This is a genomic window from Micromonospora sp. DT47, from assembly GCF_049844475.1.
Taxonomy (GTDB): domain Bacteria; phylum Actinomycetota; class Actinomycetes; order Mycobacteriales; family Micromonosporaceae; genus Micromonospora.
This window is the reverse complement of record NZ_JBNCLC010000003.1, coordinates 214,954-240,527: the sequence shown is the minus strand read 5'-3', so window position 1 is coordinate 240,527 and position 25,574 is coordinate 214,954. Positions and strand designations below refer to the sequence as shown.

Below are 25,574 nucleotides of genomic sequence, written 5' to 3'. Positions count from 1 at the left end.
TTATGACCCAGCGTCATGTCGCTCACCGGGGAATCCGTCCCCGGCGACACCGGCCGGCACCGCCCGGGCACCGGTCCCCGGAAGCGCTCCGGGCCGGCCGCCGCAGCTGCTGCCACGCGTCGCGACCGTTCCCGGGGTGGCCGGATGAGCTTCCACAACCCGGAGCTGCCCTGGTCGGAGCTGGAGCGGGTGCTCTCCGGCCGTCCGGGCGACGGCAGATCCGGCGACGGCAGATCCGGCGACGGCAGATCCGGCGACGGCAGATCCCGCGGCGGGCGGTCGCGCGAGGAGCGGCACCTGCACGTGGTGGATCCCCTCGCCGTCGACGCCGACGGCGGCGACGCCCCGGCCTGGAGCCGCAAGCGCCAGCAGTACGAGCCGCCCGAGCTGCCCCGCCCGGACGGCACGGTCCCGTACGCCGAGCTGCACGCGCACAGCAACTTCAGCTTCCTCGACGGAGCCAGCCACCCGGAGGAGCTGGCCGAGGAGGCCGCCCGGCTGGGGCTCACCGCGCTCGCCGTCACCGACCACGACGGCTTCTACGGCGTGGTCCGCTTCGCCGAGGCGGCCCGCGCGCTGCACCTGCCGACGATCTTCGGCGCCGAGCTCTCCCTCGGGCTGCCCGGCCCGCAGAACGGCGAGCCCGACCCGCACGGGCGGCACCTGCTGGTGCTCGCCCACGGGCACGAGGGGTACGCCCGGCTGGCCGCGACGATCTCCCGCGCCCAGCTGCGCGGCGGTGAGAAGGGCCGCCCGGTCTACGGCGAGCTGGAGGAGGTCGCCGCCGAGCTGCGCGATCACGTGCTGGTGCTCACCGGCTGCCGCAAGGGGCACGTGCCGGGCGCGCTGCTCACCGAGGGCGTCGACGCGGCGGCCCGCGAGCTGGACCGGTTGACCGCGCTCTTCGGCGCCGAGACGGTGGCGGTGGAGCTGACCGACCACGGGCACCCGGTCGACGCCGACCGCAACGACGCCCTCGCCGAGCTGGCCGGCGCCGCCGGACTGCCCACGGTGGCCACCAACAACGTGCACTACGCCACCCCCGGCCGGCGCCGGCTGGCCACCACCCTGGCCGCCGTCCGGGCCCGGCGCAGCCTGGACGAGATCGACGGCTGGCTGCCCGCCGCGGCCACCGCCCACCTGCGCAGCGGCGCCGAGATGGCGGCCCGGTTCGCCGCGTACCCGGGGGCGGTGGCCCGGGCCGCCGAGTTCGGCGCCGAGCTCGCCTTCGACCTCCAGCTGGTCGCGCCGCGGCTGCCGGCGTACCCGGTGCCGCCGGGGCACACCGAGATGAGCTGGCTGCGCCACCTGACCGAGCAGGGCGCCCGGGAGCGGTACGGCCCGCGCGCGGCGCATCCGGAGGCGTACCAGCAGCTCGACCACGAGCTGAAGATGATCGAGGAGCTGGGCTTCCCCGGCTACTTCCTGGTGGTCTACGACATCGTCACGTTCTGCCGCGAGCAGGACATCTACTGCCAGGGCCGGGGTTCGGCGGCGAACTCGGCGGTCTGCTACGCGCTGCGGATCACCAACGTGGACGCCGTCCGGCACCGGCTGCTCTTCGAGCGCTTCCTCGCCCCGGAACGGGACGGCCCGCCGGACATCGACGTGGACATCGAGTCCGACCGCCGGGAGGAGGTCATCCAGCACGTCTACGCCCGGTACGGCCGGGAGCACACCGCCCAGGTCGCCAACGTCATCTCGTACCGGCCCCGGTCGGCGGTGCGGGACGTGGCCAAGGCGTTCGGCTTCTCGCCCGGGCAGCAGGACGCCTGGAGCAAGCAGATCGACCGGTGGGGCTCGGTGGCGTCGGTCGACGTCGAGGACATCCCCGAGCAGGTCGTCGCGTACGCGAACGAGCTGCAGACCTTCCCCCGACATCTGGGCATCCACTCCGGCGGCATGGTGATCTGCGACCGGCCGGTGATCGAGGTCTGCCCGGTGGAGTGGGGTCGGATGCCCGGCCGCAGCGTGCTCCAGTGGGACAAGGACGACTGCGCGGCGGTCGGCCTGGTCAAGTTCGACCTGCTCGGGCTCGGCATGCTCTCCGCGCTGCACTACGGCTACGACATGATCGGCACGACCCTCGACCTGGGCGACATGACCCTGGACGACCCCGAGGTCTACGACATGCTCTGCCGGGCCGACTCGGTCGGGGTGTTCCAGGTGGAGAGCCGGGCCCAGATGGCCACCCTGCCGAGGTTGAAGCCGCGTGCGTTCTACGACCTGGTGGTCGAGGTGGCGCTGATCCGGCCCGGCCCGATCCAGGGCGGCTCGGTGCACCCGTACATCCGGCGCAAGAACGGCCTGGAGCCGGTGGAGTACGCCCACCCGCTGATGCGCAACGCGCTGGAGAAGACCCTCGGTGTGCCGCTGTTCCAGGAGCAGCTGATGCAGCTGGCGATCGACCTGGCCGGCTTCGACGCGGCCGGCGCCGACCAGCTGCGCCGGGCGATGGGGTCGAAGCGGTCGGCGGAGCGGATGGCGCAGATCGCCGACCGGCTCTACGCCGGGATGGCCGAGCGGGGGATCACCGGCGATCTGGCCGAGGACGTCTTCCACAAGCTCTCCGCGTTCGCCAGCTACGGCTTCCCGGAGAGCCACGCGATGAGCTTCGCCTACCTGGTCTACGCCAGCTCCTGGCTCAAGCGCCACCACCCGGGGCCGTTCCTGGCCGCGCTGCTCAACGCCCAGCCGATGGGCTTCTACTCGCCGCAGACCCTGGTCGACGACGCGCGCCGGCACGGCGTCGAGGTCCGCCGCCCGGACATCAACGCCAGCGGCGCCAAGGCGGTGCTGGAGTCCACCCCGACCACCCGGTGGGGGAGCCAGCCGGGCGAGCCGCCGCACGAGTGGGGGCTGGGTGGGCCGGCGGTCCGGCTCGGGCTCTCCAGCGTGCGTACCCTCGGCGACGGGGTGGCCGAGCGGATCGAGGCGGAGCGGGTGGCGCGCGGGCCGTATCGGGACATGCCTGACCTGGCCCGGCGGGTCGGTCTCACCGCCGCGCAGCTGGAGGCGCTGGCCACCGCGGACGCCTTCGCCTGCTTCGGGCTGACCCGGCGGCAGGCGCTCTGGGCCGCCGGCGCGGCGGCCCAGGACCGGCCGGGCCGGCTGCCCGGCACGGTGACCGGCGCGGCCGCGCCCACCCTGCCCGGGATGGAGGCGGTGGACCGGCTGGTCGCCGACGTCTGGGCCACCGGCCTGTCGCCGGAGAGCCACCCGGCCCGGTTCATCCGGGACCGGCTCGACGCCCTGGGCGCGGTGCCGATCGCCCGGCTCGGCCGGGTGGAGCCGGGCCAGCGGATCCGGGTCGGCGGGATCGTCACCCACCGGCAGCGCCCGGCGACCGCGGGCGGGGTCACCTTCCTCAACCTGGAGGACGAGACCGGGATGCTCAATGTCACTTGCTCCCCGGGCCTGTGGCAGCGCTATCGTCGAATCGCCCGCACCAGCGCCGCCCTCGTGGTCCGCGGCCGGTTGCAGCGGCACGAGGGGGTCACCAGCCTCACCGCCGACCGGCTGGACGCGATCGAGCCGCCGGTGAGCCCGGCGTCCCGGGATTTCCGGTGACCGGAGTGATCCACATTACGGTTTCCGGAGCCGGTAGGCGGGAGACTTCGAGGCCGCGCGGGCAGAGTGGCCCGCTCGCCGCAAGGGAGAAAGACCAGTGACGGGGAACAGCACCACCGGTGGAGTAGCGAACGTCCGGCGCACCCGGCTGGGTGCCGGCTGGGCGCCGGCGCAGGACGCCGAGCCGCGTGAGTACCAGGTGACCGACGGACCGGTGGCGAACGCCAACCGGTCCCGCGCGGAGGAGGACCCCGCCGGCGGCGGCGAGTCCTGACCTGATCGAAGAGCCCACCACCGGTACGGGGGATCGGGTGGCGCGGGTGACTAGGCTCGGCCGGGTGGAGCAGACCCGAGGCCGGTTCACCGGGCCGCCGCTGACCCCCCGTACCGCTGTCATCTGGTCGGTGCTCGCCGCCGAGCTGGACCGCCGCGCCGGCACCGAGCTGACCGTGCTCGACGTCGGCGGCGGCACCGGCGGATTCGCCGTCCCGCTCGCCCAGGCCGGGCACCGGGTCACCGTGGTCGACGCCAGCCTGGACGCGCTCGCCGCGCTGACCCGCCGGGCCGCCGAGGCCGGGGTCGCCGACCGGGTACGCGCCGTCCAGGGCGACGGCGACGCGATGGCCGGGCTGGTCGAGCCGGCCTCCGCCGACCTGGTGCTCTGCCACTCCGTGCTGGAGGTGGTCGACGACCCGGCGCCGGTGGTGGCCGCGCTGGCCACCGCGCTGCGTCCCGGGGGCGCGGCCAGCGTGCTGGTCGCCGGGCGGGCCGCCGCGGTGCTGGGCCGGGCGATGAACGGTCACCTGGACGTCGCCGCCGCGCTCGCCGCCGCCCCGGGCGGCTCCGCCGGCCCGCGGGACACCCTGCGCCGGCGCTTCGACGCCGAGGGCGCCGCCGCGCTGCTGGGCGCCGCCGGGCTCACCGTGGAGGAGATCCACGGGGTACGCGTCCTCGCCGACCTGCTCCCCGCCGCGGTGGCCGACGGCCAGCCGGGCGCCCTGGTCGAGCTGGAACGGGCCCTCGCCGCCCGGTCGCCGTACCGGGATCTCGCCGCCCAGCTGCACCTCTTCGCCCGCCGCCCGGCATGACCGGGCCGGGGCCGACGGGCACGGCCGACCCGCTCGCGGTCGTGCCGCCGCACTACGGCGGCGGCAGCCTGGCCGACGTGCTGCCCAGCGCGCTGGCCGTGCTCGGCGTCCCCGGCGCGGTCGACCTGCTCGGGCTCGCCCCGCGGCTCGCCGGGGTCCGCCGGATCGCCGTCCTGCTCGTGGACGGGCTCGGCTGGTACCAGATCCCTACCGCCGCCCGGTACGCGCCGACCCTGGCCGGGCTCGCCGCCACGGTGGGCCGGCCGCTGACCGCCGGTTTCCCGTCCACCACCCCGACCAGCCTGGTGAGCCTCGGCACCGGCGCCGCACCCGGGGCGCACGGCGTGCTCGGCTTCACCGTCCGGGTGCCCGGCACCGAGCGGGTGCTCAACCACATCGAGTGGGACGGCGACCCGGAGCCGCTGCGCTGGCAGCCGGTCCGCACCCAGTGGGAGCGGGCCCGTGCCACCGGGGTCGCGGTGACCGTGGTCAGCCGACCCGAGTACGCCGGCAGCGGGCTGACCCTGGCCGCCAACCGGGGCGGCGACTACCGGGGCGCTGCCGGCGTCGACGCGCTGGCCCGGACGATGCGCGCCGCGCTGGCCGCTGGCCCGGGGCCGACCCTGGTCTCCGGCTACCACCCCGACCTGGACCGGCACGGCCACCTCACCGGTGTCGACTCGGCGCCCTGGCGGATCGCCGCCGCCGAGGTGGACGCGCTGCTCGCCCGGCTGGTCGACGGCCTCCCGCCGGACGCCGCGCTGCTGGTCACCGCCGACCACGGGCAGCTCGATGTGCCCGCCGGGCACCGCTTCGACCTGGACACCGACTTCCGGCTGCGGGCCGGGGTGCGGGTCGTCGCCGGTGAGCCGCGGGTGCGCTACCTGCACGTCGCGCCGGGCGCGGTCGACGACGTGGTGGCCGCCTGGTCGGCGGTGCTCGGGCCGGCCGCCCGGGTGGAGACCCGCGACGAGGTGGTGGCCGGCGGCCGGTTCGGCCCGGTCCCCGAGGAGCACCTGCGGCGTATCGGCGACGTGGTGGTGACCTGCCGCGACACGTACGCGGTGCTGGCCACCCGCTCCGAGCCGCCGGCGGTGTCCCGGCTGGTGGCGTACCACGGGGCGGACACCGCGACCGAGATGACCATCCCGCTGCTGGTGGTGCGGGGCTGACCTGGGGGGCTGTCGTACCGGCCGGCTAGCCTGCGGGAATGGGTCGGAGCCAGTCGTTGCCGCGCGGCGGTGACCCGCGCTTCGGGCCGGACGCGGACGACTCCGGCAGCCAGGTCCTGCACGTCGACATGGACGCCTTCTTCGCCTCGGTCGAGGTGCGCCGTCGCCCCGAGCTGCGCGGCCGGCCGGTGGTGGTCGGCGGCGTCGGGCCGCGCGGCGTGGTCAGCTCCGCCAGCTACGAGGCCCGGCGGTACGGCGTTCGCAGCGCGATGCCCACCATGCGGGCCCGGGCGATCTGCCCGCACGCGGTCTACCTGCCGCCTGACTTCTCGCAGTACACCGCCGCCTCCCGGGCGGTGATGCAGATCTTCCGGGACGTCACCCCCCTGGTGGAGCCGCTCTCCCTGGACGAGGCGTTCCTCGACGTGGCGGGCGCCCGGCGGTTGTTCGGCCCGCCGGCCGCCATCGCCCGCCGGATCCGCGAGCGGGTGGCCACCGAGCAGGGGCTGACCTGCTCGGTGGGGGTGGCACCGAGCAAGTTCGTGGCCAAGCTCGGCTCGACCCGGGCCAAGCCGGACGGCCTGCTGGTGGTGCCCGCCGACCGGGTGCTGGAGTTCCTCCACCCGCTGCCGGTCGGTGCGCTCTGGGGGGTGGGGGAGCGCTCCGCCGAGACGCTGCGCCGGCTCGGCCTGGCCACCATCGGCGACCTCGCCGAGGCGCCCTTCGGCATGCTCCGCAAGGCCCTGGGCGCGGCGTCCGCCACCCACCTGCACGAGCTCGCCCGGGGGCGCGACCCGCGGTCGGTCAGCCCGGAGCACGTGGAGAAGTCGATCGGCGCCGAGGTGACCTTCGACGCCGACGTGGACGATCCGGTGGAGATCCGCCAGGCCCTGCTCGCCCTCAGCGAGAAGGTCGGCGTCCGGCTGCGCCGGGCCGGGCAGGTCGGGCGGACGGTGTCGCTCAAGGTCCGGCTGGCCGACTTCCGCACGGTCAACCGGTCCCGCACCCTCGGCGTGCCGACCGACGTGGCCCGGGAACTGTTCGACACGGCGTGGGCGCTTTACACCGCCTTGGACCCAGGGGAGCGGATCCGGCTGGTGGGCGTACGGGCGGAGGGGCTGGCCGCCGTGGCGGAGACGCCCCGACAGCTCACCCTCGGCGCGCCCGAGCACGGCTGGCGGGAGGCGGAAGCGGCCGCCGACGCCGCGGCTGCCCGATTCGGGCGGTCCGTCATAGGTCCGGCCAGTCTGCTCGGGAAGCGAGATCCCCGGCGCGGCGAAAATCAACCCCGGCCGTAGGTCGTCCCGCTTTCCGACGCGCGACCCCCCTCGTAGACTTGGCGGTAAGCAGCCGGTTGGCTGCTACGGTCTGTCGGCCCGACCGGGCCGACCAACGTGACCGGGGAGGAGTGCCGTGCCGCTCTCGGAGCACGAGCAGCGGCTGTTCGAGCAGATCGAGCGGTCGCTTGCCGAGGACCCCAAATTCGCCTCGGCCGTGCGCGCCAGCGACCCGCGTTTCCACGCGCGGCGTCGCCTGCTCGTCGCTGCCGGTGTGGTCGTCGTCGGCCTGGCCCTGTTGGTCTACGGCGCGGTGATCAAGACTCCGCCACTGGCAGTGGCGGGCTTCGTCGTCATGCTGGCCGCGCTGGGCTACGCGGTGCAGTCGCACCGCAAGGCACAGTCACCCGACCTGCACGTGGTGGGTGGCACGACGAGCCGTCGTCGTCCGCGCGGGCGGGCGGGTCGACGGCCGTCGTTGCTGGACCGCATGGAGGACCGGTGGCGGCAGCGCCCGGAGGGACATCGCTGAACGCCACCCACCCCTGAGGTGGGCGGGCGCCACCGCGACGGTGGGTGCCGGACCGGGTCCGGCCACCTCCGTCGTATCGCCATGTCCGGACCAGGGACAGCCACCCCTGCCACCACCCTGACCTGCGGGCTGCGGGACTGACCCCGGCCCGCTGGGTGAGGGGCGGGGAGAGGCGACGACACGACGAGGCCCGCCGGGCTGACGGGTGGGTCAGCCGGCGGGCCGGAGTCGCGGGTCAGGCGCGCCGGGTCGTCCGGCCGGCGAGCAGTCGGCGCGGGCTGAAGCGTTGCGCCCGGTAGCGGGCCCGCCCGCCCGTCGCCACCCAGCGGGACGACGAGTCGCCGATCGCGAGCCGCCAGCGCAGCAGCACCGACGGCGGCAGGACGGTCGCCAGGAGACGGGTCCGCCGGTCGGACCGGGCGGCCAGTGTGCCCCGGACGATCCGCAGCGCCGGGTGCAGCGGCTCGCCGGTCAGCGGGTCGCGGGCGTACCGGGCCCGCTCCTCGGCCCGGCCGAGCAGCCGTACCGCCGCCGTCGACTCCGCGTCGTCGCCGACCGCCTCCCGGACCAGGCGCTCCGCGGTGGACCGCGGGGTCTCCGTCCGGTCGACCCGGACCCGGTAGTCGATCAGGGTGTCGAGCAGCTCGTCCCAGGCGGCGTGGGCGTCCGCCCGGGCCCGGTCGGCGTCCGCCCCGACCACGATCATCGGGGTGGCGCCGCCGTCGCCGGCACCAGCCTCCATCGCCGCCGGCACGGGGACCGGCCGGCCGTGCCGGCGGCGCCGCAGCGCCGCCCGGCGCAGCGCCGGCATGGCGAGCAGGGTCAGCAGGGCGAGCAGCGCCCCGGCCGTCCACCACGGCCAGGTCGGCGCCCGCTCGACGGGGGCACCGGTCAGCGGGTCGAAGCCGGTGTCGGTTTCCCGGTCGGCGGCGTCCTCCCGATTCGGCCCGGCCGAGGCGGCGGGGTCGCCGGGGGCGGCCGGCGCGGCGGTGTCCGAGGGCTCCGGGTCCGGCGCGTCGCTGTCCGGCGCCCACACCGACCGGGTCGAGCCCTGCACGCCGTACGCCGGGGTGGCGTCGAACGGCACCCAGCCCATCCCGTCGAAGTAGACCTCCGTCCAGGCGTGCAGGTTCCGGTTGGTCAGCACGTACGTGCCACCGCCGGAGTTGCTGCCGTTGGTGAAGCCGAACGCCACCCGGGCCGGGATGCCGGCGGCCCGGACCAGCCAGGCCATCGCCGCCGCGTACTGCTGGCAGTAGCCGACCTTGTTGGTCAGGAAGTCGACGATCTCCGTGCCGCTGGTGCCGCCCTTGGTGCTCAGCGAGTAGCCGAAGCCGTTCTCCCGGGAGAAGTAGTCGTAGATCGCCCGTACCCTGTCGTAGTCGGTGGACTTCCCCTCCACCAGCCGGGAGACCAGCACTTCGACCTGCTGGACCGCCGGCGTCTGGGTCTGCTGCAGGGCGATCGGGTGCTCGGCCGGCAGCGACCGGGCCTTGCGCAGCGCCGTCGGGGAGTACGTCGAGCGCACGTACTCGAATGAGTAGCGCTTGCCCCGGGAGTTGTCCCGGTTGGAGAAGACCACCCCGAGGTTCGCGTCGTACGACCAGTTGCCGCTGAGCCCGTCGGTGCGCACCGGGTCGGCGTAGATCGGCAGCAGCGGCATGGTGAGGTTCCGGGTGACCTCCACGCTGGCCCGGTAGGTCTGCTGCTGCACCCCCTGCCGGACCCGGTCCGCCGGGTCGGGCAGCTGCCGGTTGACCGGCCGCCCGTTCGGGTTGCGCACCCGGAAGCCGTCCGGGCGCAGCTCGTCGGCCACGCCGAAGCGCAGGTAGAACGGGCTCGGCTCGTTGGTGCTGACCTTGACCAGGTCGGCCACCTCGGACTGGTTGAGCTGCCCGCTGAGCGCGGCGAACAGGTCTATCCGGCCCGGGCTGCCGCCCTGACCGGGCCGCCCGTTGCCGGTGCCCTCGCCGGTGGAGTTGAACTGGTCGAGCAGGCCGCCGGTCATCCCCGGCACGGCCAGCGGCAGCACCACGGCCAGCGCCACGCCGACGGCCGCGAGCCGGCGCCCGGCCGCGGCCAGCGGCGAGGACTCCCAGACGTCGACGTCGCGCCCCTCGCCGGTGAACCGGCGGCCGAACCGGCGCACCCGGTCGACGTTGTCGGTGACCAGCAGCCAGAGGTAGCCGCAGGCGCCGATCACGAACGGCAGCGCCGGGACGTTGTCCACGTAGACGGCCACCGGCACCGAGTAGATCGCCAGCATCGGCAGGCCGGCCAGCGCCGGCCGGCGCAGCCCGACGGCCAGCACGTCCACCACGATCGCCACCGCGCCCACCCCCAGCACGGCGATGAACAGCAGTGGCGTGGTGTCCGGCACCTCGACCCCGTACGAGCGCATGTCCTGCAGGGAGCCCTGGAGGAGCTCACCGAAATGGACCAGGGTGCTCGGCGTGGGCAGGAAGGCGATCAGCTCGGTACCGCCGGGGAAGAGCCAGGTCAGGGCGAGCAGCAGCCCGGCCAGCATGCCCAGCACCTGGCCCCAGAGCGGGGCCCGGACCAGCCGGGTCAACGCGGCCACGCCGGCCACCACGGCGACCGCGATGGCCGCCTCGATCAGCCAGGTCCAGCGCTGGAAGATCGACGACAGCGGCGCCGCGGCGAGCAGTGTCGCCGCGGCGGCCACGAAGCCGAGGTTCCGGGAGGCGATCACGACGCCCTCCTCCTTCTCATCGGACGCCGCCGGCCACCGTCTCGGCGAGCGCCGCGCGCAGCGCGAAGCCCTGCGAGCCGCGCGCCGCCTGCGGCCAGAGCACCGGCAGTCGGCCGTCGTGGTCCACCCCGATCACTCGCCAGCCGCCGTGGAGCATGGCCAGCGCGGCGGCGCCGTGGGTCTGGTCGGCCTCGAACCGGGCCTTGTCCGGCAGGTTGAGCCAGGTGGAACTGTTCAGCAGGAAGCCCACGCAGGTCGCGCCGTTGCCGCGCAGCCCGGCCAGCAGTTCCGCCTCGGTGGTGCTCAGCGAGCCGAACAGGGCGATGATCAGACCCCCGTCGGCGCGTTGCCGGACCCGCTGCACCAGGCTCGCGACGTCGCCGCGCTGGTCCAGCCGGACGTCGGCGAGGTGGTCGAGGAGCAGCCCGTCCCCGGCGCCCTCGGTCGCGTTGACGTCCGCGCCCGAACCGGTGACCAGGCGCAGCTTGTAGCCCGCCTGCCGCAGGTGCACGGCGATGCTCGCGGCGGCCGAGACCGCCCACTCGAAGCTCGCCGTGGGACCGTCGCCGCGGTGGCCGTACGCCCGGGTGTCCAGGACGACGGTGGCGCGGCTCTCCCAGGGCTGCTCCTCCCGGCGCACCATCAGCTCGCCCGTGCGGGCGGTCGACTTCCAGTGCACCCGGCGCAGGTCGTCGCCCCTCCGGTACTCCCGGGTGGCCGCGTCGTCCTCGCCGTGCACGGCCACCGACCGGGCCCGGCTGTCGCCGCTGCCGGCGTACTCGCCGGGCAGGCGCACCGAGGGCAGCGGGGTGACCTGGGGGATGACGGTCAGGTTGTCGGTGCTGGGAAAGGCCCGGGTCAGCTCGCAGAGGCCGAACGGGTCGGTCATCCGGACCACCAGCGGACCCACCTCGTACCGGCCGCGCACGTCGGCGCGGACCGTGTACGCCACCGAGCTGGCCTGGTGCGCGCCGAGCCGCTCCAGCACCACCCGGGGCCGGCTGCCCAGCGCGTACGGCAGCCGGTCCTCCAGCAGCAGGGTGCCGGTGGGCAGCCGCGACATGTTCTGCAGCCGCAGCACCACCCGGGAGCTGGCCCCGACCGGCACCCGGTGCGGTTCCAGCGAGCGGTTGCAGGCCAGCTTGTAGCGGCTGCGTCCGACGTAGAGCGCGGCGAGCAGCGGCAGCACGGCGAGCAGCACGGCCACCCGCAGCAGGTCCCTCTCGCCGAGGATGCCGGCGGAGACCGCCGCCGCGACCGCGGCCGCCAGGAACGAGCGGCCGCGGGTGGTCAGCCCACGCAGCCCGTCGCGCACGTCACGGCCTCCGCGGCTCGTACGGCCCGCGGCCGTTGCCGGCGGCCGGCCGGGGCGGGTCGTACGGGGTGCGCCTGCGCTCCTGCGGCAGCGCCAGGCGGTGCACCAGGTCGGAGACGATCGCGTCGGTGGTGCGCCGGGCCAGCTGGGCGTCGGCGGTCGGGATGATCCGGTGCGCCAGCACCGGCACGGACAGGGCCTGCAGGTCGTCGGGGAGGACGTAGTCGCGCCCCTCGAGCGCGGCCACCGCGCGAGCGGTCCGCAGCAGCTGCAGGGTGGCCCGGGGCGAGGCGCCGAGCCGCAGGTCGGGGGCCTCGCGGGTGGCGGTGACCAGGTCGACGGCGTACTGCTTGATCGCGTCCGCGACGTGCACCTGGCGGACCGTGGAGATCAGCCGGCGGACGGTGTCGGCGTCGGAGACCGCGCGCAGCTCCTGCAGCGGGTCGGCCGCGCCGTGACCGTCCAGCATGGCCAGCTCGGCGCTGGCGTCCGGGTAGCCCATGGCGATCCGGGCGGTGAACCGGTCGCGCTGCGCCTCGGGGAGGGGGTAGGTGCCCTCCATCTCGATCGGGTTCTGGGTGGCGATCACCATGAACGGCGTCTGCAGCTGGTAGGTGACGCCGTCGACGGTGACCTGCCGCTCCTCCATGCACTCCAGCAGGGCGGACTGGGTCTTCGGCGAGGCCCGGTTGATCTCGTCGCCGACCACCAGGTTGGCGAAGACGGCGCCCGGCCGGAACTCGAAGTCGTGCGTCTCCTGGTTGTAGACGCTGACCCCGGTGACGTCGCTGGGCAGCAGGTCGGGGGTGAACTGGATCCGGCGGACGGAGCAGTCGATCGAGCGGGCCAGGGCCTTGGCCAGCTTGGTCTTGCCGACACCCGGAACGTCCTCGATGAGGAGGTGACCCTCGGCGAGCAGGACGGCCAGGGCGAGCCGGACCGTGGCGGTCTTGCCCTCGATGACCTGCTCGATGTTGGCCACGATGGCCTCGCTGGCGGCGCGGAACTCGTCGTGCGGCAACAGGCCGCCCACCTCGTCCCAGGTCTGTTGTGTCACGGGCCTCCTCCTCGTCGCCGGAACGGCAGCTCTGTTAAGAGCACCTGGACCCGTCGTTGGGTTCGCGACGCCGAGCCTCGTTTGCCGCAGAAATCTCACTGGCCTTTCAGGCTAACCATGTTTGTCGTCATCGCCGACCCCCGCAGGAAGTCGGTCGGTTACGCCCGGAATGTTCGTCAGGTCGGGGGACGTGGCGGGCGCGCGCCGCCAGCGGACGGCCACGGCGCGTCGCCGCTCCGGGCCGCCGGCGTCCCGACGCGTGGAAGCGGGCGACGTGGGGCTCCACCGGTAGGGGTACACTGCCGTTCATGGCCGGAGTCTTCCTGCTTCTTACCGGGCCGTGCTGATGCGTTGACGCGCGACAGCACGGCGGCCCCTCCTGCGCGAGGGGCTTTTTTGTGCCCGCAGCAGAGCTCCCCATATCCGACATGACCGTGCCAAGGAGACGCCATGAGTGAGGCAGCCGCACCGGCGGGCGACATCCCCCCGTTCCGGTACACCGCGGCCCTGGCCGACCAGATCGAGCACCGGTGGCAGGACATCTGGGCGCGGGAGGGAACCTTCCACGCCCCGAATCCGACCGGTCCGCTGGCCGACCCGGACCACCCGCGCTCCGGCGCGGAGAAGCTGTACGTGCTGGACATGTTCCCGTACCCCTCCGGCGCCGGCCTGCACGTCGGCCACCCGCTGGGCTACATCGGCACCGACTGCTTTGCCCGCTACCAGCGGATGGCCGGGCGCAACGTGCTGCACGCGATGGGCTTCGACGCGTTCGGCCTGCCCGCCGAGCAGTACGCGGTGCAGACCGGCACCCACCCGCGCACCACCACCGTGGCGAACATCGAGCGCTACAAGGAGCAGCTGCGCCGGCTGGGCCTGGCCCACGACGAGCGCCGCTCGGTGGCCACCATCGACACCGACTTCTACCGCTGGACGCAGTGGATCTTCCTGCAGATCTTCAACTCCTGGTACGACCCGCAGGCGCGCAGGGCCCGACCGGTGGCCGAGCTGATCGCCGAGTTCGAGGGCGGCACCCGGCCCACCCCGGACGAGCGGCCCTGGGCCGAGCTGACCGTGGCCGAGCGGCGGCAGATCGTCGACGACCACCGGCTGGCGTACGTCTCGCAGGCGCCGGTGAACTGGTGCCCGGGCCTGGGCACCGTGCTGGCCAACGAGGAGGTCACCGCCGACGGCCGCTCGGAGCGGGGCAACTTCCCGGTCTTCAAGCGGAACCTGAAGCAGTGGATGATGCGGATCACCGCGTACGGCGACCGGCTGCTGGACGACCTGGACACCCTGGACTGGCCGGAGCCGATCAAGCTGCAGCAGCGCAACTGGATCGGCCGGTCCCAGGGCGCGCACATCGACTTCCCGACGACCGTCGAGCCGGTGCGGGTGTTCACGACCCGGCCGGACACCATCTTCGGCGCCACCTACGTGGTGCTGGCCCCGGAGCACCAGCTGGTCGACGCGCTGGTGCCGGCCGCCTGGCCGGAGGGGACCAGGGACGCCTGGACCGGTGGGCACGCCAGCCCGCGGGCGGCGGTCGAGGCGTACCGGAAGGCGGCGGCGGCCAAGACCGACGTGGAGCGGCAGGCCGAGACCAGGGAGAAGACCGGCGTCTTCGTCGGCGCGTACGCCACCAACCCGGTCACCGGGGGGCAGATCCCGGTCTTCATCGCGGACTACGTGCTGGCCGGCTACGGCACCGGCGCGATCATGGCGGTGCCCGGTCAGGACGTGCGGGACTGGGACTTCGCCGAGGTCTTCGAGCTGCCGATCGTGCGCACCGTGCAGCCGTCGGAGGGCTTCGACGGCAAGGCGTACACCGGGGACGGCCCGGCGATCAACAGCGCCGCGCCCGACCGCGGCCTGGACCTGAACGGCCTGGGGGTCGCCGACGCGAAGGCCCGGATCATCGCCTGGCTGGAGGCGAACGGGCACGGCGCCGGCGCGGTGACCTGGCGGCTGCGGGACTGGCTGTTCTCCCGGCAGCGCTACTGGGGCGAGCCCTTCCCGATCGTCTACGACGAGACCGGCGCGCCGATCGCGCTGCCCGAGTCGATGCTGCCGGTCGAGCTGCCCGAGGTGGACGACTTCTCGCCCAAGACGTTCGACCCGGAGGCCGCCGACAGCAACCCGGAGACCCCGCTGTCCCGTCGGCGCGACTGGGTGGAGGTGGAGCTGGACCTGGGTGACGGGCCGAAGCGCTACACCCGGGAGACCAACGTGATGCCGCAGTGGGCCGGCTCCTGCTGGTACGAGCTGCGCTACCTGGACCCGACGAACAGCGAGCGCTTCGTCGACGCGGAGAACGAGCGGTACTGGATGGGGCCGCGCGCTGCGGGCGACTGCGGGGGCACCGACCTGTACGTCGGCGGCGCCGAGCACGCCGTGCTGCACCTGCTGTACGCCCGTTTCTGGCACAAGGTCCTGTACGACCTGGGCCACGTCTCCAGCTTCGAGCCGTTCCGGAAGCTGTTCAACCAGGGCTACATCCAGGCCTACGCCTACACCGACGCCCGCGGCGCCTACGTGTCCGCCGAGGAGGTCGTGGAGCGCGAGGGCGGCTTCTACCTGGGCGACACGCAGGTGAATCGCGAGTACGGCAAGATGGGCAAGTCACTGAGGAACGTGGTCACGCCGGACGAGATGTGCGCGGCCTACGGCGCGGACACCTTCCGGGTCTACGAGATGTCGATGGGCCCGCTGGAGGTGTCCCGGCCCTGGGACACCCGGGCGGTGGTCGGCTCGTACCGCTTCCTGCAGCGGGTCTGGCGGGCGGTGGTCGACGAGCAGACCGGCGAGCCGCGGGTCACCGACGTGCCAGCCGACGAGGCGACCCGTCGGCTGCTGCACAAGGTGATCGACGGTGTCCGCGCCGACATGGACGGGATGCGGTTCAACACCGCGATCGCCAAGCTGATCGAGCTGACCAACGGGCTGACCCGGCTGTCGGCCACGCCGCGTGAGGTGGCCGAGCCGCTGGTGCTGATGCTGGCGCCGTTCGCCCCGCACGCGGCCGAGGAGCTGTGGCGGCGGCTGGGTCACGACGCCTCGCTGACGTACGCGGACTTCCCGACCGCCGACCCGGCGCTGCTGGTCGCCGAGACGGTCACCTACCCGGTGCAGATCAACGGCAAGGTCCGCGGCCGGGTCGAGGTCCCCGCCGACGCGGATGAGGAGACGGTACGCGCGGCGGCCCTGGCGGCGGTCGATGGTGCGCTGGACGGCAGGGTGCCCCGCAAGGTCATCGTGGTGAAGGGCCGGATGGTCTCCATCGTCGCCTGACCCTGCACTTTCACGGAAAGAGTGGCCATCCGACGCGGAATGGCCACTCTTTCCGTGAAGGAGGGCGGAACGTCAGGTCGCCGGGGCGGGTCAGGGCTCGCGGTGGTGGACGGCGGTGAGGGCGACCACCGTGGTGACGAGGGGCCACGCTGCGTAGACCGTCCACGAGCCGGAGACCGTGGCCGGAAAGGGGTCCACCATGAACGTGTCGGGGTGCACCTCGATCAGCCGTAGCCAGGCCGTGGTCGGCAGCGCGTTGTGCAGCTCGGCCACCCACCGGTACCGGTTGCTGTCGACCACCAACGGCAGCACGACGAGCACCGACATAGCGGCGCCGACGGCGGCCGCGGTGTGCCGGAGCAGAGCGCCCAGCCCCATGCCGATCAGTGCGCAGACCGGCGCCAGCAGGGCGGTCGCCGCCAGGGCCCGGGGCACCCCGGCGTCGGTGACCGACCAGTTCGCGTCCCGGCCGGAGAGGATCGCCTGGGACACCCCGGACGACGCCGCCGCGGTGAGCGCGCCGAGGATGAGCATGACGGCGCTCAGCACGACGGCCTTCGCCGCCACAACCGACCGGCGAGCGGGAACGGTGGCGAACGTGGTGCGGATCAGTCCGGTCTGGTACTCACCGACCACCGTCATGGCCCCGACAGTGGTGGTGACGAGGATGAAGAACAGGTAGCCGGCCTCGGGGAAGGCGTCCCGGAACGCGCCGTACAGCCGGAACAGCTCGCGCCGCTCCGCCGAATAGGTCGGCCAGTTGCGGTGGTCGGCGAGGGCGGCGTTGGCGCTGACCGCGGCGACGAGCAGCAGGACGAGGGGGAGCGACCAGCGGGTCGAGCGGAGCGACCAGAGTTTGATCCACTCTGCGGCCAGCAGGTCGCGGAACCGGGCCCGGGGCGCGACGCGGTCCCGGCTGACCGGGGCGGTGTCCGGCACGGTCATCGGATCGCCTCCTCGGCGGAGTATTCGACGCTGTCGGCGGTCAGCCGCATGAACGCCTCTTCGAGGGTGGTGGCCCGGGCGGCCATCTCGTGGAGCACGATGCCGCGCCGGAACGCGAGCTCACCGATCCGTTCCGTGGTCAGCCCGGTCACGGTCAGGGAGGTGTCGCCCTCGGGGAGCACGGCCGCGCCTTCGGCGGTCAGGACGGACCCGAGCGCGGCGGCGTCCGGCGTGCGCACCAGCACGGTGGGGCGGCTGCTGCGGGCCGCGAACTCGGCCAGGCTCTCCTCGGCGATCAACGCGCCCCGGCCGATGACGACCAGGCGGTCGACGGTGTTCTCCATCTCGCTCATCAGGTGGCTGGAGACGAAGACCGTGCGCCCCTGCCCGGCCAGTCGCCGGAACAGGCCGCGTACCCAGCGCACCCCCTCCGGGTCCAGCCCGTTGAACGGCTCGTCGAACAGCAGCACCGGCGGATCGCCGAGCAGGGCGGCGGCGATCCCGAGCCGCTGCCGCATGCCGAGGGAGAATCCGCCGATCCGGCGCCGGGCGACCCCGGCCAATCCCACCTCCCGCAACACCTGGTCCACCCGCTCGAACGGGATGCGATTGCTGCGGGCCAGCGCGCCCAGGTGGGCCGCCGCGGTGTGTCCGCCGTGCGCGTCACCGGCGTCGAGCAGCGCGCCGATGTGCCGCAGGCCCCGTGAGCGGCTGCGGAACGGAACCCCGTCGACGGTGACCGAGCCGCCGGTCGGGGTGGTCAGACCGACGATCATCCGCAGGGTGGTGGACTTGCCGGCGCCGTTGGGACCGAGGAATCCGGTCACGTGTCCAGGCCGGACGGTGAGGCTCAGCCGGTCGACGGCCGTGGTGCGGCCGTACCGTTTCGTCAGGTCACGTAGTTCGATCATGTGGTCCACGTTGCCGGGCCGCGGCGTGCCGGTCGTCGCACCGGCGGCCACATCGTCCGGTCCGGGATCCGCCCGTGGGCGTACGCCCACGGGCCGATGTCCGCGCCGGTCCGGAGCACCTACGATCACCGGGTGGACGCCACACACCCCGCGCCCCACGTGCCGTTCGGGCGGGTACCGCCGCTGGTCGGGACGGTGCTGGCCTGGTCCGGGGCCGTGGCCTACCCGGTGGTGCTGCACGTGGTGGCGCTGAACGTCCCTGCCGGCGAACCGGTCCCGTCCCCGCCGCCGGCGGGGCCGACGTCGCGGCTCGACGCCGGGGTCCAGCTCGCCGATCCCGTGCTGCCGGTCCTGCTGCCGGTCATCGTCTCCGGCCTGCTCGTGGGGCTGCTGCGCCGTCGGCCGCTGCTGGCGCTCGCGCTCCTGCTGGTCGGCTCGTTCCACGTGGCCGTGACGGCGCCCAGGCTGGAGAGTCAGTACCTGCTGTTCCTGCTGGCCGACCTCGTCGTGGCGTACCTCGTGGCCAGCTGGCCGGCGGGGGTCGCTACCGCCGCGGCCGGTATGGCGGCCGTCGGTCAGCTCGCCGCCGCGACGTACCACCACGCGAACGTCGGCCTCCCCGGTCCGTTCGCCTTCGTCGTCCTCGCGCTCGTGACCGCCGGGACCATCGGCTTCACGATCCGGGAGCGCCGCGAGCACGCCGCGGTGCTGCGGGGGCAGGCGGCGGCCCAGGCGGTCACCGCCGAACGGCTACGGATCGCCCGCGAACTGCACGACATGGTGGCGCACAGCATCGGCCTCATCGCCATCCAGGCCGGGGTCGGCGCCCGGGTCATCGACACCCAGCCCGCCGAGGCCCGCACGGCCCTGGCCACCATCGAAGCGACCAGCCGGGAAACCCTGGCCGGGCTGCGGCGTACCCTCGGCGCCCTGCGCCGGCCGGACGCGGAGCCGGCGCCGCTCGATCCGACGCCCGGGCTGGCCGATCTCGACCGCCTGGTCGCGTCCGCCGGCGACGCGGGGGTGCGGGTCGAGCTGCGCTGGCGGGGCGCGCGGCGACCGCTCCCGGCCGACCTCGACCTCGCCGTGTTCCGGATCGTCCAGGAGTCGGTCACCAACGTGGTACGGCACGCTGGTACCGACAGCTGCCGGGTCACCGTGGAGCAGTCGTCCGACGAGGTGGTCGTGGAGGTGGTCGACGAGGGCCGTGGTTGCCCGGTCGGCGGCACCGGCTACGGCATCGTCGGCATGCGGGAACGGGCCCAGCTGCTGGGCGGGCGATTCCACGCCGGGCCGCGCCCCGAGGGCGGCTTCCGGGTCGCTGCCCGGTTGCCCGTGCCGGCGGTCGCGCCGTGAGGGTCCGGGTCGTCCTCGCCGACGACCAGCCGCTGGTCCGCGCCGGCCTGCGCGTGCTGATCGCCGACGCCCCCGACATCGACGTCGTCGGCGAGGCCGGCACCGGCGCCGAGGCGGTCCGGCTGGCCCGCGAGGTCGTGCCGGACGTGGTGCTGATGGACCTGCGGATGCCGGGCACCGACGGCATCGAGGCCACCCGGACGATCACCACCGCGGGCGGACCGACCCGGGTGCTCGTGCTGACCACGTTCGACGACGACGACCACGTGCACGGCGCGCTGCGCGCCGGGGCGAGCGGATTCCTGGTCAAGGACATGGCCCTGGACGACATCCTCGGCGCGATCCGGGTGGTGGCCGCCGGGGACGCCCTGATCGCACCGGCGGTCACCCGGCGGCTCATCGCGGATTTCGTCCGCCGGCCCGGCCCGGCGCCCCGGGCGCGGACCCTGACCGGCGTCACCGACCGGGAACGGGAGGTGCTGACCCTGGTGGGGCGGGGCCTGTCCAACACCGAGATCGCCGCCGAGCTGGTGATCAGCGCGGCCACCGCCAAGGCGCACGTGGCCCGCCTCTTCACCAAGCTCGGCGCCCGGGACCGGGTGCACCTGGTCATCGCCGCCTACGAGGCGGGACTGGTCGCCCCCGCCGGGTGAGGCCGGCCTGTCGCGGTCGGGGGCCGGGGGCCGTGTCCACCTGCGCGCCGGCAGGGAGGGGACGCGGCGGCGGATGGCGCGAGCACCCAGGCCCGCCAGCCGCGTACCCCATTGACCGCGCCGGCGGCAGGCAGCGGCCCGGCCGGGGAGTCCCGGTAGACCGTGTTCTTCGGGGACAGGTCGCGGTGGCAGATCGTCTCCGCGTCGCTGGCCAGGTCGGTGCCGGCGCAGACGTCGTGCAGCGCGTGGATCAGTTCAACGCCAGCCGGGGGAGTGCGGCGGACGGTGTCGCCCACCCGAACCACCTCGGCGACGAAACCGCCGGGCAGCCGCTCCTCGGTAGTCATCCGACCGGGCTGGCCCGACGCTGCCGCTCGGCGCGCCACCAGCGGTGCACCAGCACCGCGCTGGCGATCAGGCCGAGACTGGCGGGCGCGGCGGCGTACCAGTTGACGTGCCCGGGGGAGCTGACCGCCGCGCCGATCGCGGCGTAGCCGAACGCGGTCGGGGCGGAGGCGATCACGCTGCCGGCCAGGAACGGCAGCACCCGGGCGCCGGTGGTGCCGTAGCCGTAGCTGATCAGCCCGAAGCCGGCGATCGGCAGCAGTCGTACGGTGATCACGCCGAGTACGCTCTGCCGGGCGAACCAACCGTCCAGTCGGGCCAGCCGACCGCGGACCCGTTCGGCGACGAACTCCCGGCCCAGCACCCGGCCGACCGCGAAACCGATCGCCGCGGCCAGCAGCGCCGCACCGAGGGCGTACGCGGCGCCCTCCAGGGGGCCGAAGATGGCGCCCGAGGCGAGCGTGACGAAGGTACGCGGGACCAGCGCGACGAGCAGCAGCGCCCCGCCGACGATCGCCGCGACCGGGGCGTAGTCGCCGAGCGAGTGGGCCGCCTCGGGCAGCCGTGCCGGGTCGGGCCGGGGCACCGCCAGCAGCAGCACCCCGAACCCGACGAGCAGGAAGAGCAGCAGGGCGAACCGGCGCGCCGACGGCTGCCCGAGCAGCCGCCGGGCGGCGGGGATCATGCCCGGGCGGCGGCAGCCACCGCGGCGCGGCGTTCGGACCGGAGCCGGTCGGACCAGGAGTCGTCCAGCGACGGAAGCTGGTGCACACCGGTGGCCCAGCGCAGCAGCAGGTCGGCCAGGGCCGGGTTGCGGGCCAGCGCCGGGCCGTGCGAGTACGTGCCGAGCAGCTTGCCCCGCCAGGCGCCCTCGGTGGCGCCGTCGTTGCCCACCCCGGCGGTGACCCGGGCCAGCGGCGAGACGCCAGGCCCCAGGTGGGTCCGGCCGCCGTGGTTCTCGAACCCGGACAGCGCCGGTATGCCCAGCCGGGGGTCGATCTCACCGGCCAGCTCGCCGACGGCCCGGGTCGGGCCCCGGTCGGAGGAGAGGTCGAGCAGCTCCAGCCCGGCGCACCTGGTGCCCTTGGCGAAGAAGGAGGTGCCGAGGAGCTGGTAGCCGGCGCAGACGCCGAAGACCACCGACCCCTGGGCGACCGCCCGGTGCAGGCCGCCGTCGGCGAGCAGCCGCTGGGCGCCGAGCGCCTGCGGGCCGTCCTCGCCGCCGCCGATCAGGTAGATGTCCGCGGTGGCGGGGAGCCGCTGGTCGGAGCGGACCTCCAGCACCTCCACCGGCATCCCGCGCTGCTGGGCCCGGCGGGCCAGGATCAGCATGTTGCCCCGGTCGCCGTAGGTGGAGAGCAGGTCGGGGTAGATCCAGACGATGCGCAGGCTGTCAGTTGACACGGTCCAACTCCGCTCGGATGTCCTGGAAGGCGGTGTAGTTCGCGATGACCTCCAGCCGGCCCGGCGGGACCGACCGGACCGCCTCGTCGAACTTCCGGACATGCTGGAACGGCACGTCGTTGACGTCGAGCCGGACCGCCAGGTCGTACGCCCGGTCGCCGGTGATCAGCACCTGCCGGCCGCGCAGCGGGGCGAAGTCGACGTCGAACAGCCAGGAGGTGTCCAGCCCGTCGGGGTCGCGCGCGTTGATGGAGAGCAGGGTCGGCGCCTCGTCGGCCATGTCGAACGCCTCCAGCCAGCTGGCCGGGTTCTTGGCCAGCAGCAGCCGGATGTTGCGCCCGTCCCGGTCGACCTGCGCGTAGCGGCCGGCGACCGAGGCGACCGTGCCCAGCCGGGAGACCGCGTCGACGGGCCGTACGCCGAACTCGGCGGCGACGGCCAGCGCGGTGGCCGCGTTGCCCAGGTTGACCTTGCCGGGAAGCTGGAGCTGCACCTTGTGCCAGGCGCCGGTCGGGTCGAGGACGCCGTCGTCCTCCACCGTCCACTGCGGCTCGGGCCGGCGCAGCGGGCAGCCGGTGCACCGCCAATGCTCGCCTGAGCGCTGGATGGCGGAGCCGCACTCGGGGCAGACCCAGGAGTCGTCGTGCCAGCGCTGGCCGGCGCTGAACCAGGTGACGTGCGGCGGGCGGATGCCGTTGGCCGGGTCGGCCGGCGGGGTCGCCGCCCAGACCACCATCGGGTCGTCGGCGTTGGCCACCACCCGCACGTCGGTGTGCCGGACCAGCGCGGCGCGCCAGAGCTGCGCCATCATGGCGACCTCCTTGGCCCGGTCGAGCTGGTCGCGGGAGAGGTTGAGCAGGGCCACGACGTGCGGCTCGGTGGACTCGAGCACCTGCGCGAGGTAGTGCTCGTCGACCTCGAGCACCGCGTACGGGGTGCTGCCGGCCTTGGCCAGCGCGGAGGTGTGCCCGGTCGGCATGTTGGCGCCGAAGGAGTTGGTGGCGACCCGGCCGAGCACGCCCACGGCGGCGGCGGCGAGCCGGGTGGTGGTGGTCTTGCCGTTGGTGCCGGAGACCAGCGCGATGGCGCGGCCGGTCGAGAGGTGCGCCAGCAGGTCCGGGTCGATCTTCAGACCGATCCAGCCGCCGATCACCGAGCCGTCGCCCCGCCCGGCGGCCCGCGAGAGCGCCGCGGCGGTCCGCGACACCGAGGTGGCCACCTTTGCCCGCAGGGGCATCTTCGCGTCCGTCACCCGAGCGAGGTTACCGGACAGCGGCGTCCGCCAGATCGCCGCCGACGGCGAACCGTTCGGCCGGGGTGGGCCGGGGCGTCCGGCCGGTCGTCGCTCCACCGGACGGAGTCGACCAATGTCGGGTAGCGGACGCGGTGGCGGGGCCGCGCGGCCCTCCACTCCGCTCCACCCCTTCTGACGTGCGCTTTTGCCTCCGCGCGCCGCGCGCCACGCGGGCGATTCTGGTTGCAGGTGGAGGGAAGTGGAGTAGAGTGGGGCGCGATGGTGAGGCCGGGAGGGCCCACCGGCCCGGGGGTCAGCGGCGCCGCGAACGCCGCTAAAGGGCGAGGGGGTTGGGCCGTATGTTCCTCGGCACACACACCCCGCGCCTGGACGACAAAGGCCGGTTGATCCTTCCGGCGAAGTTCCGGGACGAGCTGGCGGGGGGTGTCGTGATCACCAAAGGGCAGGACCGCTGTCTCTACGTCTTCCCCACGCCCGAGTTCCAGCGGATCGCGGACCAGTTGCGCGCGCAGCCGATGACGCACAAGGCGGCCCGGGCCTACAGCCGGGTCTTCTTCGCCAGCGCGCACGACGAGGTCCCCGACAAGCAGGGGCGGGTCACCGTCCCGGCCCACCTCCGGTCGTACGCCGCACTCGACCGGGACCTGGTGGTGATCGGGGCGAGCACCCGGGTGGAGATCTGGGACAAGGTCGCCTGGGAGACCTACCTCGCGGAGAGCGAAGACGACTTCGCCGACATCGAGGAGGGGGTGCTGCCCGGCGGTCTGTAGGGCGTGACGGCGCCCGACGTACTGCGAGATCTCCAGCCGCTTTCGAGTTCCTGGCACCCCTTCCCCGGTGCCAGGCGCACGATCAGTCTCCGGGGCCGCGGCCCGGCGACGGGCGGGAGCGGATGGGGATCTGGCGGTACGACGGCAGGCGTCGTCCGACGAGCAGCACGCGGCAAGAACGGAACGTTTCAACCAGTGGGGGTCGACATGGGGGAGCTACGCGGCACGCACGTGCCGGTGCTGCTCGAGAGGTGTCTCGAGTTGCTGGCCCCCGCGCTGGACAGGGGCGGCCGGAGGGTCCACGTCGACGCGACGCTGGGTCTGGGCGGGCACGCCGAGGCGGTGCTGGAGCGGCACCCGGACACGGTGCTGATCGGCCTGGACCGGGACACCGAGGCTCTCGCCCACGCGCGGGTCCGGTTGGCCCGCTTCGCCGACCGGATCCACCTGGAGCACGCCGTCTACGACGAGCTGCCCGAGGTGCTGGAGCGGCTGGGTTATCCGGACATCGACGGGATCCTGTTCGACCTGGGGGTCTCCTCGTTGCAGCTGGACGCGCCCGACCGCGGGTTCGCGTACGCCCAGGACGCGCCGCTGGACATGCGGATGGACCAGACCCGGGGGGTGACCGCCGAGGAGGTGGTCAACACCTACCCGCACCCGGATCTGGCCCGGGTGCTGCGGGTCTACGGCGAGGAGAAGTTCGCCGGGCGAATCGCCTCGGCGATCCTCCGGGAGCGCGAGCGGGGCCGGATCACCTCGTCGGCCCGGCTCGCCGAGCTGGTCAGGGAGAGCATTCCGGCACCAGCCCGACGAACCGGGGGACACCCGGCCAAGAGAACGTTTCAGGCTTTAAGGATCGAGGTAAACAAAGAGCTGGCAGCGCTGGAGACGGCGCTGCCGGCCGCTCTCGACAAGCTCAACGTGGGCGGTCGCATGGTGGTCCTGTCCTACCACTCGCTGGAGGACCGGCTCACCAAGCACGCGCTCGCCGACCGGGTCCGCAGCAAGGGCCCGGTCGACCTCCCGGTCGAACTTCCCGGGTCGGGTCCGACGTTCCGGCTGCTCAGCCGGGGCGCCGAACTCGCCGGGGAGGCGGAAGTCGCCGCGAACCCGCGCGCCGCCTCGGTGCGCCTGCGGGCCGCGGAACGGCTCGATCCGCAGGCCGGCCAGCAGGGGCGGACCGACCGCGAACGGTACCGCCGACGGGTCAAGGCGATGCACCAACCGGGGACGGGGTCGGCCACGGGTTCCAGCGGGGACCCGGGCGCGACGCCGGGGGACGGCAGAGGGACGGACGAGGAGGGGGAGGGAACATGAACGTTGACAAGCGCGGCGGCCGGGACGTGGTCGCCGGGCAGCGTGCACCGCGGTCGGGGGGCCGGACCGCGGCGCAGCGGGCCACGAGCGCCGGTACGACGACGCCGCCGGCGGACCGCGCCGGCCGGCAGGGGGAGACTCGCGCCCGGGGGGCGCGCGAGTTCCCGACCCAGGGCAACGCCGCGCTGCGGCCGGCCGAGCGGATCCGCGCCAGCGGGTCGGGCGCGCCCCGGCTGCGGGTGGCGCCGCCGCCGCCGGTCCGGGTGCCGCGGGCGCCGTTCGCGGCGCTGATCGTGGTGCTGGTGGTCGGCGGGGTGCTGGGCATCCTGACGGTGAACACGAAGATCAACGAGAACGCGTTCCGGCGGGAGAACCTGCAGCAGCAGCAGGCCCGGCTCGACGTGGAGGAGCAGCAGCTGGAGAAGCAGATCGAGGCGGCCAAGGCGCCGGGGAACCTGACCGCCGAGGCCCGCAAGCTCGGTCTGGTGGAGGCCGGCGAGCCGGCGTACATCCGGCTGCCGGACGGCCGGATGATCGGCGTGCCGCAGCCCGCGAACGGGCAGCCGGCGATCACCAGCCAGCAGGGTAACGGGGGATAGA

20 protein-coding genes and 1 pseudogene are annotated in these 25,574 nt (G+C 74.2%); 12 read left to right on the top strand and 9 right to left on the bottom strand.

Going from position 1 to position 25,574, the window contains the following annotated elements; translation table 11 throughout:
• Nucleotides 1–144 precede the first annotated feature (144 nt).
• The 6 genes from ACLQ2U_RS06155 (at nucleotide 145) to ACLQ2U_RS06130 (ending at nucleotide 7,639) form a co-directional block, all read left to right on the top strand.
• Nucleotides 145–3,570, top strand: a complete 3,426-nt coding sequence (locus tag ACLQ2U_RS06155) for an error-prone DNA polymerase (RefSeq protein ID WP_425749550.1) — start codon at nucleotides 145–147, stop codon at nucleotides 3,568–3,570.
• A gap of 97 nt (nucleotides 3,571–3,667) precedes the next feature.
• Nucleotides 3,668–3,844 (top strand): hypothetical protein, encoded by a 177-nt coding sequence (locus ACLQ2U_RS06150; RefSeq protein ID WP_425749549.1) that lies wholly within the window; start codon nucleotides 3,668–3,670, stop codon nucleotides 3,842–3,844.
• A 46-nt stretch (nucleotides 3,845–3,890) separates the two neighbouring features.
• Entirely contained in the window at nucleotides 3,891–4,658 is a 768-nt protein-coding gene (locus tag ACLQ2U_RS06145) for a class I SAM-dependent methyltransferase (protein ID WP_425749548.1), read from the top strand.
• Entirely contained in the window at nucleotides 4,655–5,830 is a 1,176-nt protein-coding gene (locus ACLQ2U_RS06140; protein ID WP_425749547.1) for an alkaline phosphatase family protein, read from the top strand. Before ACLQ2U_RS06145 ends, ACLQ2U_RS06140 begins: the two co-directional genes overlap by 4 nt.
• Before the next feature lie 38 nt (nucleotides 5,831–5,868).
• The gene (locus ACLQ2U_RS06135; RefSeq protein WP_425749546.1) at nucleotides 5,869–7,128 is read left to right on the top strand and encodes a DNA polymerase IV; all 1,260 of its coding nucleotides are present in this window, start codon (nucleotides 5,869–5,871) and stop codon (nucleotides 7,126–7,128) included.
• 115 nt (nucleotides 7,129–7,243) lie between these two features.
• Nucleotides 7,244–7,639, top strand: a complete 396-nt coding sequence (locus ACLQ2U_RS06130; protein WP_425749545.1) for a DUF3040 domain-containing protein — start codon at nucleotides 7,244–7,246, stop codon at nucleotides 7,637–7,639.
• Nucleotides 7,640–7,874: 235 nt separating this feature from the next.
• Here ACLQ2U_RS06130 and ACLQ2U_RS06125 read toward each other — a convergent pair.
• From ACLQ2U_RS06125 to ACLQ2U_RS06115, 3 genes and pseudogenes are all read right to left on the bottom strand, one after another.
• A pseudogene (locus ACLQ2U_RS06125) lies at nucleotides 7,875–10,372 on the bottom strand (transglutaminase TgpA family protein).
• A complete protein-coding gene (locus ACLQ2U_RS06120) occupies nucleotides 10,369–11,667 on the bottom strand; it encodes a DUF58 domain-containing protein (protein WP_425749544.1) in 1,299 nt (432 codons plus the stop codon). Before ACLQ2U_RS06120 ends, ACLQ2U_RS06125 begins: the two are co-directional and overlap by 4 nt.
• A gap of 1 nt (nucleotide 11,668) precedes the next feature.
• Nucleotides 11,669–12,724 (bottom strand): AAA family ATPase, encoded by a 1,056-nt coding sequence (locus tag ACLQ2U_RS06115; protein ID WP_425749543.1) that lies wholly within the window; start codon nucleotides 12,722–12,724, stop codon nucleotides 11,669–11,671.
• A 450-nt stretch (nucleotides 12,725–13,174) separates the two neighbouring features.
• Here ACLQ2U_RS06115 and leuS point away from each other — a divergent pair, with 450 nt between their 5' ends.
• Nucleotides 13,175–16,015 carry a leucine--tRNA ligase gene (leuS, locus tag ACLQ2U_RS06110; protein WP_425749542.1) on the top strand — a complete coding sequence of 947 codons (2,841 nt, stop codon included), beginning with the start codon at nucleotides 13,175–13,177 and terminating at the stop codon, nucleotides 16,013–16,015.
• 90 nt (nucleotides 16,016–16,105) lie between these two features.
• Here the strand turns inward: leuS and ACLQ2U_RS06105 are convergent, their stop codons facing one another.
• Nucleotides 16,106–16,960 (bottom strand): ABC transporter permease subunit, encoded by an 855-nt coding sequence (locus ACLQ2U_RS06105; RefSeq protein WP_425749541.1) that lies wholly within the window; start codon nucleotides 16,958–16,960, stop codon nucleotides 16,106–16,108.
• Complete coding sequence (locus ACLQ2U_RS06100; RefSeq protein WP_425749540.1) at nucleotides 16,957–17,871, bottom strand: ABC transporter ATP-binding protein; 915 nt, start codon at nucleotides 17,869–17,871, stop codon at nucleotides 16,957–16,959. The genes ACLQ2U_RS06105 and ACLQ2U_RS06100 overlap by 4 nt, the downstream gene beginning before the upstream one ends.
• A 132-nt stretch (nucleotides 17,872–18,003) precedes the next feature.
• On the opposite strand from ACLQ2U_RS06100, the gene ACLQ2U_RS06095 reads away from it, so the two are divergent.
• Entirely contained in the window at nucleotides 18,004–19,227 is a 1,224-nt protein-coding gene (locus ACLQ2U_RS06095; protein WP_425749539.1) for a sensor histidine kinase, read from the top strand.
• Nucleotides 19,224–19,880, top strand: coding sequence for a response regulator (locus tag ACLQ2U_RS06090; RefSeq protein WP_425749538.1), 657 nt, complete (start codon nucleotides 19,224–19,226; stop codon nucleotides 19,878–19,880). The genes ACLQ2U_RS06095 and ACLQ2U_RS06090 overlap by 4 nt, the downstream gene beginning before the upstream one ends.
• On the opposite strand, the gene ACLQ2U_RS06085 is transcribed toward ACLQ2U_RS06090, so the two are convergent.
• From ACLQ2U_RS06085 to ACLQ2U_RS06070, 4 genes are read right to left on the bottom strand one after another with little or no spacing between them, the layout of a single operon-like run.
• Nucleotides 19,847–20,227: a hypothetical protein gene (locus ACLQ2U_RS06085; RefSeq protein WP_425749537.1), complete on the bottom strand. Its 381-nt coding sequence runs from the start codon at nucleotides 20,225–20,227 to the stop codon at nucleotides 19,847–19,849. The genes ACLQ2U_RS06090 and ACLQ2U_RS06085 overlap by 34 nt on opposite strands.
• Nucleotides 20,224–20,910 carry a TVP38/TMEM64 family protein gene (locus ACLQ2U_RS06080; RefSeq protein WP_425749536.1) on the bottom strand — a complete coding sequence of 229 codons (687 nt, stop codon included), beginning with the start codon at nucleotides 20,908–20,910 and terminating at the stop codon, nucleotides 20,224–20,226. The genes ACLQ2U_RS06085 and ACLQ2U_RS06080 overlap by 4 nt, the downstream gene beginning before the upstream one ends.
• Nucleotides 20,907–21,629, bottom strand: a complete 723-nt coding sequence (locus ACLQ2U_RS06075; RefSeq protein WP_425749535.1) for a type 1 glutamine amidotransferase — start codon at nucleotides 21,627–21,629, stop codon at nucleotides 20,907–20,909. The genes ACLQ2U_RS06080 and ACLQ2U_RS06075 overlap by 4 nt, the downstream gene beginning before the upstream one ends.
• Nucleotides 21,619–22,866 carry a MurT ligase domain-containing protein gene (locus tag ACLQ2U_RS06070; RefSeq protein WP_425749741.1) on the bottom strand — a complete coding sequence of 416 codons (1,248 nt, stop codon included), beginning with the start codon at nucleotides 22,864–22,866 and terminating at the stop codon, nucleotides 21,619–21,621. Before ACLQ2U_RS06070 ends, ACLQ2U_RS06075 begins: the two co-directional genes overlap by 11 nt.
• Nucleotides 22,867–23,222: 356 nt before the next feature.
• Here ACLQ2U_RS06070 and mraZ point away from each other — a divergent pair, with 356 nt between their 5' ends.
• The 3 genes from mraZ to ACLQ2U_RS06055 all read left to right on the top strand — a co-directional run bounded on the left by mraZ (nucleotide 23,223) and on the right by ACLQ2U_RS06055 (nucleotide 25,573).
• The gene (mraZ, locus tag ACLQ2U_RS06065; RefSeq protein ID WP_425749534.1) at nucleotides 23,223–23,654 is read left to right on the top strand and encodes a division/cell wall cluster transcriptional repressor MraZ; all 432 of its coding nucleotides are present in this window, start codon (nucleotides 23,223–23,225) and stop codon (nucleotides 23,652–23,654) included.
• 207 nt (nucleotides 23,655–23,861) lie between these two features.
• A complete protein-coding gene (gene rsmH, locus ACLQ2U_RS06060; protein ID WP_425749533.1) occupies nucleotides 23,862–24,974 on the top strand; it encodes a 16S rRNA (cytosine(1402)-N(4))-methyltransferase RsmH in 1,113 nt (370 codons plus the stop codon).
• Complete coding sequence (locus tag ACLQ2U_RS06055) at nucleotides 24,971–25,573, top strand: hypothetical protein (protein ID WP_425749532.1); 603 nt, start codon at nucleotides 24,971–24,973, stop codon at nucleotides 25,571–25,573. Before rsmH ends, ACLQ2U_RS06055 begins: the two co-directional genes overlap by 4 nt.
• Nucleotide 25,574 lies beyond the last annotated feature (1 nt).

Coding starts and splice junctions, on each gene's coding strand:
- rsmH (WP_425749533.1), top strand. CDS start 23,862: ATGGGGGAGCTACGCGGCACGCACGTGCCGGTGCTGCTCGAGAGGTGT.
- ACLQ2U_RS06140 (WP_425749547.1), top strand. CDS start 4,655: ATGACCGGGCCGGGGCCGACGGGCACGGCCGACCCGCTCGCGGTCGTG.
- mraZ (WP_425749534.1), top strand. CDS start 23,223: ATGTTCCTCGGCACACACACCCCGCGCCTGGACGACAAAGGCCGGTTG.
- ACLQ2U_RS06135 (WP_425749546.1), top strand. CDS start 5,869: ATGGGTCGGAGCCAGTCGTTGCCGCGCGGCGGTGACCCGCGCTTCGGG.
- ACLQ2U_RS06080 (WP_425749536.1), bottom strand. CDS start 20,910: ATGATCCCCGCCGCCCGGCGGCTGCTCGGGCAGCCGTCGGCGCGCCGG.
- ACLQ2U_RS06155 (WP_425749550.1), top strand. CDS start 145: ATGAGCTTCCACAACCCGGAGCTGCCCTGGTCGGAGCTGGAGCGGGTG.
- ACLQ2U_RS06070 (WP_425749741.1), bottom strand. CDS start 22,866: ATGCCCCTGCGGGCAAAGGTGGCCACCTCGGTGTCGCGGACCGCCGCG.
- ACLQ2U_RS06100 (WP_425749540.1), bottom strand. CDS start 17,871: ATGATCGAACTACGTGACCTGACGAAACGGTACGGCCGCACCACGGCC.
- ACLQ2U_RS06055 (WP_425749532.1), top strand. CDS start 24,971: ATGAACGTTGACAAGCGCGGCGGCCGGGACGTGGTCGCCGGGCAGCGT.
- leuS (WP_425749542.1), top strand. CDS start 13,175: ATGAGTGAGGCAGCCGCACCGGCGGGCGACATCCCCCCGTTCCGGTAC.
- ACLQ2U_RS06085 (WP_425749537.1), bottom strand. CDS start 20,227: ATGACTACCGAGGAGCGGCTGCCCGGCGGTTTCGTCGCCGAGGTGGTT.
- ACLQ2U_RS06105 (WP_425749541.1), bottom strand. CDS start 16,960: ATGACCGTGCCGGACACCGCCCCGGTCAGCCGGGACCGCGTCGCGCCC.